This window comes from Trichocoleus sp. DQ-A2, assembly GCF_039961915.1.
Classification (GTDB): domain Bacteria; phylum Cyanobacteriota; class Cyanobacteriia; order Cyanobacteriales; family FACHB-T130; genus FACHB-T130.
The window spans coordinates 105,601-122,750 of record NZ_JAMPKD010000009.1 but is presented as its reverse complement, the minus strand read 5'-3'; the positions used below and the strand labels follow the sequence as shown (position 1 = coordinate 122,750).

General features: G+C 46.4%; 11 protein-coding genes. 4 read left to right on the top strand and 7 right to left on the bottom strand.

What is annotated here, in order from left to right; genetic code table 11:
* Positions 1 to 31: 31 nt before the first annotated feature.
* From NC997_RS11040 to NC997_RS11030, 3 genes are all read left to right on the top strand, one after another.
* The gene (locus NC997_RS11040; RefSeq protein WP_190524612.1) at positions 32 to 2,905 is read left to right on the top strand and encodes a right-handed parallel beta-helix repeat-containing protein; all 2,874 of its coding nucleotides are present in this window, start codon (positions 32 to 34) and stop codon (positions 2,903 to 2,905) included.
* 404 nt (positions 2,906 to 3,309) lie between these two features.
* Positions 3,310 to 3,579 (top strand): ChaB family protein, encoded by a 270-nt coding sequence (locus tag NC997_RS11035; protein ID WP_190411133.1) that lies wholly within the window; start codon positions 3,310 to 3,312, stop codon positions 3,577 to 3,579.
* A 444-nt stretch (positions 3,580 to 4,023) separates the two neighbouring features.
* Complete coding sequence (locus NC997_RS11030) at positions 4,024 to 4,575, top strand: hypothetical protein (RefSeq protein ID WP_190524610.1); 552 nt, start codon at positions 4,024 to 4,026, stop codon at positions 4,573 to 4,575.
* Positions 4,576 to 4,624: 49 nt separating this feature from the next.
* Here NC997_RS11030 and NC997_RS11025 read toward each other — a convergent pair whose 3' ends face one another.
* The 6 genes from NC997_RS11025 to NC997_RS11000 form a co-directional block, all read right to left on the bottom strand.
* Entirely contained in the window at positions 4,625 to 5,842 is a 1,218-nt protein-coding gene (locus NC997_RS11025) for an aspartate aminotransferase (RefSeq protein WP_190524609.1), read from the bottom strand.
* Positions 5,843 to 5,979: 137 nt separating this feature from the next.
* Positions 5,980 to 7,164 (bottom strand): iron-containing alcohol dehydrogenase family protein, encoded by a 1,185-nt coding sequence (locus NC997_RS11020; protein ID WP_190524726.1) that lies wholly within the window; start codon positions 7,162 to 7,164, stop codon positions 5,980 to 5,982.
* Between the two features lie 205 nt (positions 7,165 to 7,369).
* Positions 7,370 to 7,891: a Ycf51 family protein gene (locus NC997_RS11015; RefSeq protein ID WP_190524608.1), complete on the bottom strand. Its 522-nt coding sequence runs from the start codon at positions 7,889 to 7,891 to the stop codon at positions 7,370 to 7,372.
* Positions 7,892 to 7,897: 6 nt separating this feature from the next.
* Positions 7,898 to 8,380 carry a Fe-S cluster assembly sulfur transfer protein SufU gene (sufU, locus tag NC997_RS11010; protein WP_190426735.1) on the bottom strand — a complete coding sequence of 161 codons (483 nt, stop codon included), beginning with the start codon at positions 8,378 to 8,380 and terminating at the stop codon, positions 7,898 to 7,900.
* A 186-nt stretch (positions 8,381 to 8,566) separates the two neighbouring features.
* Complete coding sequence (locus NC997_RS11005; RefSeq protein WP_190524607.1) at positions 8,567 to 8,869, bottom strand: STAS domain-containing protein; 303 nt, start codon at positions 8,867 to 8,869, stop codon at positions 8,567 to 8,569.
* A gap of 377 nt (positions 8,870 to 9,246) precedes the next feature.
* Complete coding sequence (locus tag NC997_RS11000; RefSeq protein WP_190524605.1) at positions 9,247 to 14,613, bottom strand: CHAT domain-containing protein; 5,367 nt, start codon at positions 14,611 to 14,613, stop codon at positions 9,247 to 9,249.
* Positions 14,614 to 15,200: 587 nt separating this feature from the next.
* On the opposite strand from NC997_RS11000, the gene NC997_RS10995 reads away from it, so the two are divergent.
* Positions 15,201 to 15,743, top strand: a complete 543-nt coding sequence (locus NC997_RS10995; protein ID WP_190524603.1) for a hypothetical protein — start codon at positions 15,201 to 15,203, stop codon at positions 15,741 to 15,743.
* A 19-nt stretch (positions 15,744 to 15,762) separates the two neighbouring features.
* Here the strand turns inward: NC997_RS10995 and NC997_RS10990 are convergent, their stop codons facing one another.
* Positions 15,763 to 17,139 (bottom strand): DUF3370 domain-containing protein, encoded by a 1,377-nt coding sequence (locus NC997_RS10990; protein ID WP_190524724.1) that lies wholly within the window; start codon positions 17,137 to 17,139, stop codon positions 15,763 to 15,765.
* Between the last annotated feature and the right edge of the window lie 11 nt (positions 17,140 to 17,150).

Below are 17,150 nucleotides of genomic sequence, written 5' to 3'. Positions count from 1 at the left end.
CCTGAAGCCAGAACAGAATCTAATAGAGAAAATGCTTCTAAGAACATCAACACCGTACATCTACACAATTTTGCTGCTGTTAGGAACGCTAACTTCAACTGCTACCGCCCAAACACCTAATTTAAAACCCAATCCATCAAGCTCGACAACAGACTTTACAGGCGTTACAATCCTCCAGCTACCTGATGGCATTCCTGAATTAAATAACGATACTGTAGACTCATCCTTTGGCGATACCCTTGATGTAGCAAAACACCCACCAGGCGCGTTGGAACCCGCAGCCTTAAGCTTCGAGGACCAGAAGTCTTTAGCCAAACCGTCTTTTTACACGCTAAAACAAGGGCGTTTTGTTGCCCAAATATCTAATGTAAAAACTGCACTCCCCACACCAGAATCTAGTCCCAAACCCGTACCTTCCCCAGAGACATTGGAGGTTGAGATTTCTCAACCTTTAGCAGCAGTAAAAACACCTCCTCGGACTTTGCGCGAAGCAGGGTTACTCCAAGAAATACTAACCCCAGAAAACGCCGCTCCTACAGAAGAGATTAGCGCTGCCACTAAACAAACAGCACCATCAGATCGAGTTCGTTCTCAACGATTTCTGCCCCGGATCGGCGCTGAATTTACCACTGGCTCTGGTGTGGGTTATGAAAGTTCTTTTGGTAGCATTGGAGGCTTTGTTCCCCTATGGCAAAACTCAGACAACCTCACCTTCTTAGAAGGTCGATTGCTGTTGTCAACGGAAGATTCTCATATAAGCAGCAATATTGTTTTAGGACATCGCTTTTATAGTGCCAAAGATAACCGGATCTTGGGCGGCTATGTTGCCTTCGATACCCGCGACACGGGTAATAGCAACTTTAATCAACTGGGTGCTGGGTTTGAAAGCTTAGGAGAAAACTGGGATATTCGCGCGAATGCTTACATTCCGGTTGGAGATACCCGCCAACTGACCCAAGAGAGGGTTTTTTCTACAGGTTTATCGTTTTCAGACCCTTTCTTTCAGGGTAATTTCTTGGGTCAAACTAGAAATCAACAACTTCAACGCGATCGCAATTTTGAAGCGGCGATGGCAGGGTTTGATGTTGAAGCTGGCATGAAAATTGCCCAAATCAGTCGAACCGGCGACCTCCGAGGCTATGCCGGACTTTATTATTATGATGCCCCAGGCAGTGCAGAGATTTTGGGCTGGCGGACTCGGTTAGAAGCCCGTCCTACTGACACTTTCAGGCTGGGACTATTGCTCTCAAATGATGCCACTTTTGGCACGAATTTAGTGCTGAGTGTGGGGGCGAATTTTCCCGGAACTCGTCTGAGAGGGATACGAACAGAAGATCGGGTTCTGGCGCGTCTGGGGGAATCTGTGACCCGAAACGCGAATATCGTAGTCGATGAACAATCCGAATCTGAGTCTTTCAGCGTGCAGGATACGGTATTTGTCACGAATCCTACAACGGGTCAACCGTGGAGATTTCGGCACGTCAATTTGGGAATTGGAACCGGGAACGGCACGTTTGAGAATCCGACTGGAACGGTTGCGGAAGCTTTGGTTGTGGCTCAACCCAATGATATTGTCTACGTGCAACCAGGGACAAATCCTGGGGTTCCTGCTTTCAAGATTCCCGACCAAGTGCAGGTGCTTTCAACTGGCCCTGTGCAGCGTATAGATACCGTGGAACTCGGCAATTTACAATTACCCTTGTCTAATGCGGGGGTACTGGCAGACGTGACAGGAACGGTCACAATGGGGAACACGACAACGCTTTCAGGTTTCGCTATCACCACAACTAATGGTTCTGGCATCGCTGGAAGCAGCATCAGCAATGCAATTATTCGAGACAACGCGATCGCGAATTCTGCTAGCGAGGGTCTCCTACTTGAGAACGTGACCGGGCAGATACTGATCCAAGACAACGCGATCGCAAATTCTGCTTTGGAAGGCTTTTCCCTCAGCAATAATCAGGGGCAAGTTAACCTAATTCTTGTCAAAAACACGATCGCCAACAATGGTGCTTTAGCTAACGAAGGGGACGGCATCAATCTTGAACTTCGCAATACTGCAACTGGAACCTTTAATATCTCAGAGAATACGATTACTGGCAGTAACAGCTTCGGGAGCATCGCCGACGGAGTCGAGGTAAAACTGTTCGAGAGTGCTTCCGGAACCTTTACTCTTACTAATAACCAAATAACCGCAAATCAATTTAGTGGCATTAATATTGAACTTGAATCCAATACTTCGGGAACATTTGAGATTGCCAACAGCACAATCTCAGGCAATCAATTTGATGGAATTTCTATTAAGCTAAACGATACCGCGACTGGAACGTTTAATATTACTAATACTCAAATTTCTAAAAACGGGTTTGATGGGGTTGGGATACTTCTCTCAAATAACACCTCTGGAACCTTCAACATTACCAATAGCACCATTGCTGAAAATCAAGATAATGGAGTGAATATCGCACTTTCCGATGCAGCGATAGGAACAGTCAATATTTCTAACAATCAGCAAATTTCTAAAAATGGATTTTACGGAATATTCACCAGCATCAATGGAAATGCCCAACTTCAACTCCTCAGTGAATCGAATCAAATTATTGATAATGCTTTTACCGGGTTTTCCCTCAACAGCTACGATACTGCCAAAATCTTTGCTGGAGTCCGGTTTAACACCTTAACAGGCGGAGCCATCGGGGATCTCGAAGCAATAACCAGCGGTTCTGGCGATACAATTTGTCTGCAACCCCGCAATAATACGATTGGCAACTTTTTCTTAAATGACAGTTTTGGAGGAGCGATCCAGATAGAAACGGGAACGCTGTCTACAAATAATATCTCTGTCAGCGATCTTAGCAATTGGTCTGGAACCACTGTACCGGCTGGAACTTGTGGTTTCCCTTAGTCGGTAAATGATACCAGTTCACTTTTGTGGAATTACACATTAGATCCTCCAACTCCCCTTTTCAGGTGAGATTCGAGCCATAAAGTGAATTGGTATTTGTTTGCTTCCAAGCTTTGAACTCGCTTTAGCAACGAACTAGGTAGCGGCTCCATCTCATCTATAGCAATCCTCAATGATTCGTGAATCCGAGTCCACTGAGTTCTCTAACAAGTCGGAGAGCTAAACCACTGTATTTGCAAGCAGATGATTTGGGGCAAAGCTTTGTATATGTAAATACAAAATTACTTTACATAAGATAATACCTCAGATAGGTATATCGAGCAGCCATAACTACATCCTGGGAAGAGGAATTCGTACATCTGGCTTTCTAAGATGATCCCAGGCAAAAATAATAGGAGTAGTTTATGACCGAGCAACCAGATCAACAAGTTAATAACTTACCTTCAGAAGTACAAGCACTGCCTGAGGCAGCTCAGCAGATTTTCCAGGCTGCATTTAAGAGTGCCCAAGAAGACGGGATGGACGAAGAATCTGCCCGCAAAGTTGCGTGGAATACCATCAAAAGCGAATACCGTCAAGGTGAAAATGGCGAGTGGGAGCGGACTCCTGAAATGATAAACGAAGACAATTCAAATCCCGTAACTCGCGCCGCTGTCCAGTCTGGCGGCAATTAAACGCCTTTAAGTAGCAATACTTTAGATTGATTGACAATAGAAGGCGGTCTGTGCAGGTCACAGACCGCCTTTTGCCTATAAGTCTACGCTTAATTTGCAGTAAAACGAATCGTTTCAAGTGTAGCGAACGATGTAGAGATGAACACCATCAGATGGAACCTCACCCCTAGCCCTTCTCCGTGGACGGAGAAGGGAGAATCTTTAATCCCTGGCCCTCTGGGTTCACAAGGTGCGGTTAAACCGGAGTGCATTCAATAGAGAATTACCAAAGTGCCGTCTGAAAGCAATTGTTCGCGTCGCTAGTTGCTAAAGCCACTACGCCCAAAAGATAAATTTGAATAAATTATGATAATTTATGGTTGTAGTTAGCTCAACTGTGTTAACTACCTCAACTCATCGTTTATCAAATAACTAGGTTTAAAAAAAATAAACAGGGAGAACATTATGAAAAAAACATTAAATAATGTATTGTTAACAGGTCTTGTCGTGTTTTCAATGGCGCTGGTCAGTGGTTGTGGTAGAGGCGAAAAATCCGCTACATCTCAGGCTTCTCCTTCTCCAAAATCTACTACATCTCAGACTTCAACTACCTCTACACCGACTTCTTCTCGACTGACTTTTGAAAAATCTTTCCTTGTCAGAAAAACTCCCGATAAAAAAGTTGTGCTGGTCAATGATGGAGTTTATAAAAGAGGGGAAGATGTTCAGCTAGTCTTGCTTAATGTTGGCAAATTTAAGAAAGGTCAGGATGGGAAAAACTGGCTAGATATGGATATGGAAGTTAAAAATGCCAAGGGTGAAGTCATCTTGGTAAAAAAGAGCCTAATTGGAGAAAAAGGACATACAGCTTTAAAAGATGATGTGGCAGCCTCTCCCAATGGCACTGTTAATACAACTCCTAAAATTCAACCTGGCACTTACCAAATTCAGCTAACGGTTTATGACAAGGTAGGTGGTGGTAGGGTAACAGAAACCAAAGCGTTTACTTTGAAGTAGGGACATTTCCAAATTAAAGATAAAATCCAAGAATTGAAGCTTGAATGTTTTATCCCTGTTTGATAAACGCGCCCTCATTTTCGGATGAATAGCGGATATTGGCTTCTTTGAAACGCCGCAAAGCTTCAGCTAAGCGATCGCATTCCGCAATCAAACTAACCCGCACATACCCCTCACCACCCGCTCCAAAGGCATTTCCTGGAGTCACGACCACGCCCGTCTGCTGTAAGACAGAGAGGGCAAAATCTGTTGAGGTCATTCCTACCGGACAAGGAACCCACAGGTACATGGTGGCTTTTGGTTTGGGAACCGTCCAACCCAACTCAGCAAATCCCTCAATCAGAAAATCGCGGCGACGGCGATAGCGATCGCAAACCTGATTTACATAAACATCTGGAAGTTGTAAGGCGGTTTCGGCGGCAGATTGCAAGGCGGCAAAGATGCCATAATCCAGATTGGTCTTGAGTGTCCGCAACCCTTGAATAATGTGTTGGTTGCCTACCACAAAGCCAACGCGCCAGCCTGCCATGTTGTAAGTTTTAGACAGAGTATGAAACTCGACGCCGATTTCCTTCGCCCCTGGAATTTCTAACAAGCTGGTTGGTTGATAACTATCAAAAGCTAATTCTGCGTAGCACAAATCATGCACCAGTAAGATTTCGTGCTTCTTGGCAAAAGCAACGATATCTTTGAAGAACTCGCGGGGTGCGGTTGCGCCAGTAGGATTGCTGGGATAGTTGAAATAGAGAATCTTGGCTTGTTGGGCGACATCATCGGGAATGTCACCGAGATCGATCAACCAGTCATTTTCAGCTTTCAAAATTATTGGGTGAATTTTGCCCCCAGCGATCGCTGGCCCGCGAAAATGGGGCGGATAAGAGGGACTCGGTACCAGAATCACATCGCCTGGGTTGATGTATGCAAAGGCGAGGTGAGTCAGCCCTTCCTTGGAACCGAGTAGCGGCAAGGCTTCGCTATCTGGATCGAGGTCAACATTATAGCGACGCCCGTACCAGTTAGTGATGGCACGGCGGAAGCTGAGAGTCCCTTCAAAGGGGGGATAGCCGTGATTTGTCGGATTTTGCAACGCTGCGATCGCAGCGTCTATCACTGGCTGAGGCGCTGGGCCATCTGGATTCCCCATTCCCAAGTCAATTAAATCCAGCCCTTGTTCGCGTGCCCTGGCTTTCAGTTCATCCAGACGGGCAAATACATAAGGGGGCAGTGATTGCAGGCGTTCCGCTGGGCTAATCCAATCTAACGTCATTGGTTAAGGCAGGAAAGTTGGCAAGGAAAGCAGGTTGGCAGGCAGGATTGCAGGTTGGAGATTAGCAGGTTGATTAAAACTTTCAACTTTTGAGATTCTTCAACCTTCAATGCGTTTAAACCTGCAATTTTTGAAATTCAAACATCATTATGATTCGCCGCTGAGGTCAGCCCCAGATTTGGACGCCCTACCTCAACGGGTGCGGTTGTCGACACCATTGCCGCCATCAGCTGTTCGGGCACCACCCGGAAGGGTAGCCGGTGGATATCCGAGTTAGGGGCACAGGCAATTTCAGCGGCTTGCCGAAATTCTCCCAGTGTAATATTTCCCAAACCCAAATCATCCAAAGTTTGAGGCAGTCCAATTTCGGCGTAAAACTTCAATAACTGTTGCCTTGCGGTTGCTGCGAGTTGGTTGCTTTGCAGCATTTCTTCTAACCGTAACTGGACGAGAATGCCATAGGCGACTTTCTCACCATGTATGGCACCGTGGGCGGCGGGGATATGGGTCAAACCATTATGGACGGCGTGGGCGGCGACGGTACGGCACTGGGCACCACCTAAACCACCAATGACCCCGGCAAGTAAAACTGAGGCATCTACGACTTCTCGCCAAACTTCACTGCCCGGTTCTTTCAGCGCTGCTGCGGCTTTTTGGAAGAGAATATCCCGTAGCACTCGCGCTTGTTGCACGGCGGCGATCATCAAAGTTTGGTCGGAGTGACCGCTGCTGACAGAAGCTTCGTACCACTTTGCCAAGGCGTCGCCAATCCCAGCAATTAAGGTGCGTTGCGGTGCAGTCTGGATTAACTCGTAATCCAGCACTAGCAAATCCGGGCACCGATCGAGGCTGACATCATAGAGAAATGCCCCTTCGTCGGAATAGACGTTAGAAAGGGCTGTCCAAGCAGCGCAGGTCGCCCCTGAGGTGGGAATTGTGACGACTGGCAACTGGCATTGATGAGCCAGGAGTTTTGCGGTGTCTAATGCTTTGCCACCGCCGATGCCTATAATTACGTCGGCTTGATGGTCGGTGACAGCTTTCCGCAGAGATTCAAGCGATCGCGTACTGCAATCTGGGCTGTAAGATGCCTGGGCAATGTCTGTTTTTTGCTGTTTTAGGGCAAGCTGCAATCGGGGTAGCGTGACGGACAGCGTGCGATCGCCCCCAACAACCAAGGGACGCCGCCCAAAAGTCGCGATCGCGTCTCCCGCTTGTTCCAGCGCCCTCTGACCGCGCAGCACCCGACCGGGAGCCACCATCAGCGAAAATAACGAAGGAGCGGTTTGAGTAGACAACTCTGGTAAGGATTGATTGGCCATAGAATCAACCATTTTAGTTTAAAGAAGGGAATTGCTCAATACTGCTTATGAAAGAATTTATAACAAATTTCTCTAATAACTTTACTTTAGTAATTGAGGGAGGCAGCAGCCTATTTAATACTCGTTTCTAGGCACTCGTTTCTAGGCTCCGCCTCGCTTTGACTCTGAAAGACCCAATCTAGAGAAAATAGAGAAAGATCCGTAATTACGCGGTAGACTTTGGCAATTGTGCCAGGTTTTCTGGGAAGACTTGGATGTTAAGCTGTTCATCATCCCGGATGGCTAGCGATCGCTTCACCTCACCCAAGTAAAGCGGTTTAGAAGCGCCAGGGGAGGGATGAATAACGGTACGTACCCGAATGGTCAGTAAATTGTCTTTTGCCCGACCTAAACGACCATAAGAGTACAAATCGCTAGCAGCTTGACGCATCGTTGCATCTAATTGGGCGTTGGAAATCGTCGGCGGTACGGAAATCACCGTTTGCGCCCCGCCGGTGTCATAAACCAACTTATAGCGAACCGAACCTGGAACTGCTGTATGGGTAAGCGGTACCAAACTCAAAGAAAATAAACCGGCTGTTAGCACACCCATAAATCCAGTGCTACCCACCAGCCTAAACCGAATACCCCATTGGAAAATAAACCCCAGCACGGTTACAACTGCACTGGCGATGGTAAGAACCGCCGACCATTTGGCTAGTTCTAGAAAAAAAGTAGTCGTTAACATGGCAACTTAAGCGTCTTCCTTTTCATTACTGACGAACCCATTTGGCTGATTGCCATTGGGTGATTCTAAGGCAGCTTTTAAAGTATGCCAGGTGAGGTTAGCACATTTGATCCGAACTGGAAACTGAGAAACGCCTTGCATCACGTTCAGCTTGCGTTGTTCTTTGGGGAACTCGGCTTCCCCTTTCATCATGTTTTGGAAGCGTTCTACCATTTCCAAGGCTACATCTACTTTCTTTCCCCGCAAAGCATCCGCCATCAAGTCAGCAGAAGCCATTGCGATCGCGCAGCCTTCTCCTTCAAATTTCACATCTTCTATGACGTCGCCTGCTGCATTCATCTGCAATGTCAGCTCAATGGTATCGCCACAAGAAGGATTGTGCCCTCTCTGAGACCGATGCACAGGATTGGTTTGACCCTTGTGCCGTGGCTTCTTGTAGTGTTCTAAAATGACCTGTTGATAAAGGTCGCGTAGATTGCCCAAAGTCATGGCGAGATTGATAAGACGATATTCATCCATCTCGATCCTATCAGTGTCGCTTGATTTCCGGAGGGCTGAAAGCCGAGCATTGACTTCCTAACGCTGAATTTAGATAAAATTTCTAGCCGCGCAGCTCAGGCTAGAGTGCCCTTATAGCCTGCAATCGTTCGGCTGCTGGCGCTCTTGATGAAGTTGTCAAGCCAGTTTTTCAAGGGCAGCTTCATAACTTTCCTCAATATCAAACATTTCCTCAAGCTGAGCCACTTCAAAAAGTGTTTTGACTGGAGATTGCAAGTTACAAATTACAACATGGCACTGCTGTTTCCGGGCTGCTTTGAGTCCTGCCACTAAAGAAAATAGTCCCGAACTATCCACCCCGTTGATATGGGTCATATCTAGCACGCATAAAGCCGGAGCATTCAGTACGACGTTGTTCACAATCCATTGCTGTAAGAAAGCGCCATTACAGCGATTTAGAACCCCTTGTGGCTGAATCACAATTCGGGAGCTGGCTTTCAGGTTTTTTTGGACTTCAGTAAATTCACAGCAAGACTTTTGCCGCTTAATTACTGAGGAAAAAATCAATTCAGGAAGAAGTATGGTCGATTGCCAAAACTTGATAAGTCTAGAAACACCCATAGTTGTGGCTGAGGTAGACTAATTGGTTCTTTACAAAGATTAGTCCTCAGCTCAGTAATTTTTCGTATGAAGTTGATGAAGACAGCACAAGTTACGTAAAGGTAATGCAAAGTTTCGCCTTGCCCTTACGACCGGTCAGTCGGTAATATTGTCAGGGCTTACGCAGCTATCTCCTAAATCCCTGCGAAGAGAGCGCCGCGATCGCGCATCCCTAACGCAAGTAAAAAGGCGAGTGATTACTGTGCTTCCCCAATGAGGGTAAAAGCTGCCCAGTTGAGTGGCTCTGGATGTTGTTTCATCGTCGCTAGCATTGCGAAGCGCAATGCCTGGGCTTTATTCGGGTTTTTTTGCACAGTTCGGTAAAACTCTGTCATGAGAAGGGTCGTCGGCTCGTCAGGAACCGCCCACAGGGATACGATCGCGCTGGGTACTCCCGATGAAATGAGCGATCGCGACAAACCGATGACACCATCGCCAGTAATTTTGCCGCGTCCCGTGTGACAAGCACTCAACACTACAAGTTCAGCATTTAGCTTCAGGTCAAAGATTTCTCCAGCAGTGAGGAATCCATTATCGTTCTTGGATGGAGCCAGAGCGATCGCGCCAGGAATGCCTAATTCTTGAATATCATCCAGTAAGCCGTGCGTCGCTAGATGAATTACCCGCGCCTGGGGCATCTGTTGCATAATCTCAACTTTGGTTGCTTTGTCACCCACAATCGCTTGAGTGTTCAAGAGTTTAGCAATCGTCAGCGCTTCCCGTTCGGCACCCGGTAACGGTGCTAGTGGCTGAGGCGTTTGTCCACCTTTAGTAGTAGGCATCTTGGGCATCGTCGGATTGCCCACCACTAGGACGTTTTTACTATCTAGAGATGTTCTATGCAACTCTTCTACACGTTGCTGTTGTTGCTGAGTGAGGTCTAGCACCTCAATGGCTGGAGCGGTTAGGATTGTGTGTTGCTCGATTAAGTATTTGCCATTCGGAGCTTTTAGCGCCGGGAAAGGCAACAAAAATAGCCCACCTTGCGGGATAAATATTACGTGGGAATTTGCGTCTTTCGGCAGAAAATCAGCAATTGGCTGAATCAGCAATTGATGAAGTTTCGCTCTAGCAGATTCTCCTTTTTGAAGATTAGGGCCGTATAAAATACGACTGTTAGCTAGCAACTCTTCAAAAGAATTATCTTGCTGTCGCAGCGGTTTCAAGTCAACTCGGCGAAACGCCACTTTACCTGTAGGCTGAACGACCCAAATAAAGAGTTCTGATGCCTGACCTCTGAGTTTACCTTGAACTTTGAATTCTTCTTCAGGGACAATTGAATATTCAACTAGCGTGGCATTTTGTTCTTTGGCAATTTTTTTAATTTGTGCGATCGTCGGAGGATTTAAATTGGGTTGAGAGCGAGCCGAAGCTTCAGGGGATAATCGCTGTTGCAGTAATTCTACAAAGGCACGGGCACGTCCCCGTTCGGAAATTTCCAGAGCCAAATCTTCTTTTTTCTGGGCAATCAGGATTTGTTGCAATAGGTTGTAAGTCAGAACTTGTGTATCAAAAACTGAGACATTTTGGATATCGTTTAATCCTGGTCGCAGAGATTCCATAACCTCAACGGCATCGCGGAGTTTTTTCTCGGCTTCTGGAAGTTTGCCGGAAGCAAATAGCGTATGCCCCAGGTTATTGAGAGCCGCTCCCTCTCCTCGTTTGTCACCCAGCGATCGCGCAATTTCTAAACTCTTCTGGTGATGTTCAATCGCTTTGGGATAGTCGCCTAAATCCTCATAAGCAATTCCTAAATTTCCGAGTGCCTTGTGCTGTAACTCGCGATTGCTAATTTCTTTTGCGATCGCTAAACTCTGCTGATAATAATCGAGGGCTTTGGTAAATTCGCCCTGAACATGATAAGCAGATCCGAGATTGGCGAGGGTGCTTCCTTGTCCTTCCTTATCGCTAATTTGTCGCGCGATCGCTAAACTCTGTTCGTAAGACTGAACGGCTTGCTGAGACTTGCCCAAATTAGCGTAAATAGCTCCTAGATTTCCTAAGGCTCTCCCTTCCGCTGAGGGATCTTTAATTTCTCGCGCAATCGTTAAACTTTGTTGATAAGACTGAATTGCTTTGTCATATTCACCCAAAGCTTCGTAAGTATTTCCTAAATTGACTGAAACCTGACCCTCTCCCTGACGGTCTTTGGTTTCCTGCATAATGGTCAAAGCTTGCTGATGAGATGCGATCGCGCTTGCATAGTTGCCTACGGCTTTGTAAGCAATTCCCAGATTTGAAAGTGCTTGTGCTTTAGCTGTAGGATTGCCATTTCCCGCTTCCATCGTCAAGAATGGCTCTAAGAGGGCGATCGCATCCCGATAGTTTTCCTGAACCAGAGAAGCCGCACCCAGAACCCCTCTAGCTGCAACTTCCCCCGGAACGTCTTTGAGTTCCTGGTAAATTCTTAATGCCTGTTGCCAAGACTGGACAGCCGATTCAACCTTATTCGGCTGATACTGTTCAAAGCCTTGCTGTAACAGTTGATCTGCCGTCACTTTGCGGCTATTTTGAGCTGACGCTGATGCGATTGGTGCGGCGGGTTGTTCTTGCAAACAACGCGGATCTCGTAGTTGCAGGTTTCTCCGTCGCGGATCTTGCAGTTGTGCAGCGCACACAGCAGATGCTTCAGTCGTTGACAATTTTAGCGTTCCATCGCTGTTGCGCGTTACCCGGTTCGCATGACGTGCATCTAAGCTGCTTTTGAGGCTGTTATCAAAGACAAGAACGCGATCGCTCGAATCCGATGAGCGCGAGTTAGAAGCGTCATTTCTCAGCGCAATGAGTTGTATATCTGTTGTGAGATTGTCAGATCCATCAGTAGTAGTATCGCTGTTACTATTCGTGCTGGTGCCATTGCTAGTATTCGTATTAGTGTTGGTGCCAGTATTTGTGTTGGCAACGATATTAGTACCAATATTTGTGTTGTTGCCACTCCCCGTATTCGGTTTAATACCAGTGTCCGTATTCGGATTAGGGTTAGGGTTAGGGTTAGGGTTAGGATTTGTAGTAGGGTTGGGGTTTTGGACGCTTGGAGGAAAAGGGATATTTTGAATAGACCCATAAAAGGAACTGTTACTTCCAGCTCCTACGGTGATAGCTCCCACCGTACCGCTAACATTATTGGGAAACTTATTTGAACCAAAATCAAGCGGCGTGTAAATTTCGTTTTTAAGCAATGCAAAGTCTTCTTGGAAATCAAAATTAGCATCAAAAGTTTTATCATAAGGAAGGTCTGGTTCAACTGGTTTAAAGGCTTCGTCGCCTTTCTTGATTTCAGACCCAACAATAAAAATTCCGTTTCCACCTTGGATTAAAATGCTACCTTTGCCACTAGGTGTTGAACTTCCGGGAGTATAAATATCAAACTGTTTTGATACAATTGTTGTGGTTGCACCTCCATACCGAATACTAATCGGGGCATTAATTTCTTCATTAGTTTTGTCGCTACTCGGTCTAGCATGCAAACTAGATGAAATATCTTTTGTAACTACTGTAATTCCTTTTTTTGAATCAAATTCAATATTTTTGCTTTGAAGAAACCCCAGTAATTCTGGATCGTTTTCAGGTTTGATTTTTATCTCTAAACCCGATGGAGAAGGATTAAAAGAATTCTTAGCTTGGAAAATACCAAAAGCTGTAATGTCAATACCACCAGCCCCCGCATCAATGCTACCGACCACAATATTGCCTGCCGTTGAAGACAAAACTACAGCACTGTCACCATATCCGCTAGGAACAAACTCTTCGCCATTACCAGTAGAAATGTCTTCTGATGTGATGTTTCCTATAGCAGACAAACTTACAGAATCGCCGTATGTATTGATGTTTCCGGCAACTTTAATGTTTCCTGACGCAAGAAAAGTTACAGAACCACCATTTTCTTTTAAAGATGAAGTATTAATTGCTCCGGTTGTAATGTTTACGGCTTCAATCTTTAAATTTCCTCCTTGAGTCTGAATAGTATCTCCTGAATTCATAAAAAAGGAACCACCATCGATACCATCAGCATTCGCCTTGAAGGTGACTGTCGAGCCTGAACTAGTAGCGAGATCCAGACTGTTATCACTTAGGTCTTCGATAGTAATATCATTCGTCGCCTCTAAAAGAATATTCGCTACGGTCTTAGAGATAGATTCCAGTTTTTCTACAGAAATCGTAAATGTGGCGTCAGGATTTCCATCATCCTTGAAGATTTTTCCGTCATTTAATTCACCGTCATTGTCTCCAGTACCATTGACAATCTTGATGTTTTTTGGATCTATTTCTAAAGTGCCAAAACTACCTTGAACGGCACTCAGATCAACCGTGCCCTCAAAAGTAAGGCTGTTCTTCCCGGACACCTCGACAAATCCACCGTTACCGAAATTCTTGCCACCACGGGCGCTGATACTCCCAGAAAAACTGGTTTTCTCATCTGCCCAAACGATTGCTCTCCCACCATTGCCATTGTTAATGGTGTCAGCTTTAATCGTTGCGTCCTTACCTACATACGTCTGCGTGGCGTTCGGTACTTCACCCTTACCCTGATAGTCGCCGCCAATTAAGGCAGTGCCTCCCTTTCCATCTCCAGAGACATCAATTTGAGCTTGTTCAACTAAGGCAACTTTGTTACCCAGCACTTCCACAGTGCCTCCAGCTGCACCGGGTGCTTTATTTGCCGCATCGAGAGTACCAGAGACAATAGTAGTGCCCGTTTCACCATTTATCTGGATGCCTGAGCCAGTTAATACTACCTGTCCGTTTTTAACTGCCACTCCGGTAGCATTGCCCCCACTTCCACCAGTCAGCAGTTGGGGTAATGTGGGAATCGGCAATGTCCAGTTTTCAGGTTGAGTGTCTGCCGTTGCCAAGGGTTGAATATCCAAACCTAGCAGCAGTCCTTGCTGAGTGATGCGGACGACACTTTCGCCAGGGATGGCAGCTACGGTAATGTTACCCCCTGGTGCCGAGAGCTGCCCGGTATTGATAACGGTACCGCCCAACAAAGTTAAGAAGTTTTGTCCCGGCTGTAAGCTGAGGTTGCCAGCGTTGATAATCGCTCCTGGCTGACTGGTGGCGAAAGCAAAAGCGTTGGGGTTTCCTGTCAGTGCGGCGTAGTTGTTAGAACCTGCTGCATTGAACCAATTTGAGCCGATCCCAATTCCGGTTGCTGTTGTCGCTGTAAAGGAAGCAGGCACGTTGAGGCTGGCTCCTGCGCCGAAGATAATGCCTGCGGGATTCATCAAGAAGAGGTTAGAATTCCCGCCTGTTACCTGAATCAGTCCATTAATAATGGAGGCGTCTCCACCAACAACGCGCCCCAGGATGTTTTCAATTCCTGGTTGGGAGAGAAAGTTGGCAATCTGGCTTGAGTTCAGTCCGAATTTCTCAAAGCTGTGGAAAAGATTCGCTCCAGATTGCTGTCCGCCGCTAATGTCGAAGCGATCGCCCTCAAGGACAACATCGGTACCAGTGCCGTCACCCGCTGGAACAATGGATTGCGCCTGCACTGCTTGAGTATTAATCGCTCCTACCAAAGGAAAAACTACCAGCAACCGACCAATGCTTCTCACCGCATTCATAGGATTCTCGCTCAGGATTATCTAATTTTGCAAAACTTAAAATTTTTTTGGCTGCAAGAATAACGCTTAACTTTTAGTCAAGCGTTAACTTATTTTTGCTTGCAGCTATTTATTTTTTACTTTTTCAGCAATTTCACCAACATTATAAATACTGCTTTTTTAAAATGACTCTTTTTTTACGTATCTTTACTTAATCTTCATCAAGTCTTTATAAAAAAGTTAGTTTGATTCCAAAGAATTACTCGTTGATTGTAAATATAATCGTCTTCAAGAATTTGTAAAGCTGAGATTCCCGACATCACAAAGAAGGCGGGAATATGAACTGGTAGAATCTCATGACTTAAATGGATTGCTATAGAGTGGTTTGCGCTAACCGTTAACTCTATGTTTGAGCGAACGGGACTTAAACAAAGTTTGCGTGGATTGCTTATAAATGCAGCGAACAAATGCAAAATTTCTATCGAGAGGAGTGTCCCTAGTTCGAGTTTTTCCCTGACTTGTGGCAGAGGTAGCTAGAAAAAATAGGTGGCATTCTATGAATATATACCTCTGTAGGAAAGAGGAGAAAAACAAAAAAGAGAAACAATATGAAACTAACAAATTGGATAAAAATATTGCCAGCTTTCCTAGCGATCGCTTTCGTTGTCCCCGCGCAACGAACCCAAGCTCAGACAACGACCGTTGCCGTTCCTCAACCCACACAGACTGTGGTTCCCACACCGACGAAGGCTCCCGACGGAACCCCGACTTATGGTGCGGAATATGCTTATGACCAGTACATGAGACTGGGGTATGCAGCGACACAAAGAAAGGATTATCCAGCCGCTTTGTCTTACTTTCGGTCAGCACTTGCCGAACGCCCAACTGACCGCTATGCCACACTCGCTTATTGGAATATTACAGACTATTTAAAAGGGCAAGATCCCCCGCCAGCAAGTGCCCCAGCAGCAACAAACTATGACAAATACATGAGAGTTGGCTACGAGGCTTCCAAGAAAGGCGATTATCACACCGCGCTGATTAATTTCCAAAGGGCATTGAAGCAGCGTCCGGGCGATTATTATGCGAGCCAAGCACTGCGGAATGTCCAGACCTATATCAATCGCGGTCAGGGATTATCCCGCAGATAAAAGGCTTAATTACAACGTTTTAAAAAGTCTTTTCCAAGGTTCTAACCGTTAAAACTTGTGGCGGCGTGGCGTCTGGGGGATAAATAAAATCGACTTTTACCAGTCGGCGATCGCCCGGTAGCATCTTCAAGGTTATCAAAGGTTCGCCTTGCTGACCGCGCCGTTGAACTAAATGCACGTAACGAATTTGCGGTAAGCTTCGGTCATCAGTGTATTGGATCTGGACGGTGCCCCGGAAAAAAACTTGCTGAGGCGGTGGTTCTAGAAAACGCAGTCCTCCTTGCAAGCGATCCTGTTTAATTGGTGTCTGTATCGCCAAGGTTACAGTCTGACTATCGTTTGTATCGTTAATCAACGGCAAGGTGAGGCTGTATTGCACTCCATAATTGCCGTGAGCCAAATAAGCGGTATCTGGGTAGCGCACCAACATGGGGGCACTTTGCACTCGTTCGGTGCCGAGAGTGCCGCGAGGAACGGTGCTGAGGCTATAGGAAAACGCTTTTCCAGGTTGGGGAATGCTCAGATTCGCTGCACCCGGTCTTTCTACCAGTCTGGCTTTCCACTGAGAACCTTGTGCGACACCAGCAACACGACCGTAGATCAATTGCCCCTTATTGGCTTCAGGAGAGGTCGGAACGCGATCGCGCGGCTGTGCTAAATTACCAGAATTCAGAAGTGTCTGCCATTCTTCCAGCGTCGGTGTACGTTCGCTCTTGTTAGGATTTTGACGCGCATACATCGCTAAACTCGCCATATAGACTTTGGCATTGCTCCGCAACCGCATTAATGTTGAGCGACCATTCAGTGGCGGCGTTAGCGTCTTTACAGGAATCGGATGATTCATCAACATCCGGCTTTCCCCCGGCGGAATTGTCAACTGAGGGGGAAAATCAGCTTGACGCTGTTCTCGCAAAATATCATTACTGACGCGATCGCCAGGGCCAGCATACACGGTACCCAAGGGATTCTCAATAACCGACGGCATTGGAACAAACGGCGCATCTGGTTGACTCAGATAACTGGCGGCTTGCAAGATATCCACCGTGACGGGTTGCTTACCGGGATTATGCACGATGATTCCCAAGTATAGAGTCCGTAAGTCTTCCGGCGTCGGCGGCTTAGCAATATGATGGGCAAACACATCAAAACGCCCTTGGAAGGGAAAATTTAAATGAGCCGCCGAGGTGCTTTTTTTGCTGGGGGGAAAGGTTGAAAGTAAAATTCCCTCTGTCTGGACTAATTCCGGGCTGTTGCTATTAAAAACTGGCACGTCATCCAGTTTGCCCGGTAAAGCGCGGACTTCCTGCGGTTGCACGACCTCAAGTGGTGGCGGGGGTGCAGGTGTCGGGATTGGATTTGTTTGCGCGAGAAGAAAAAGCGGCAAAAAAGTCAGCATGAAGCGATTTC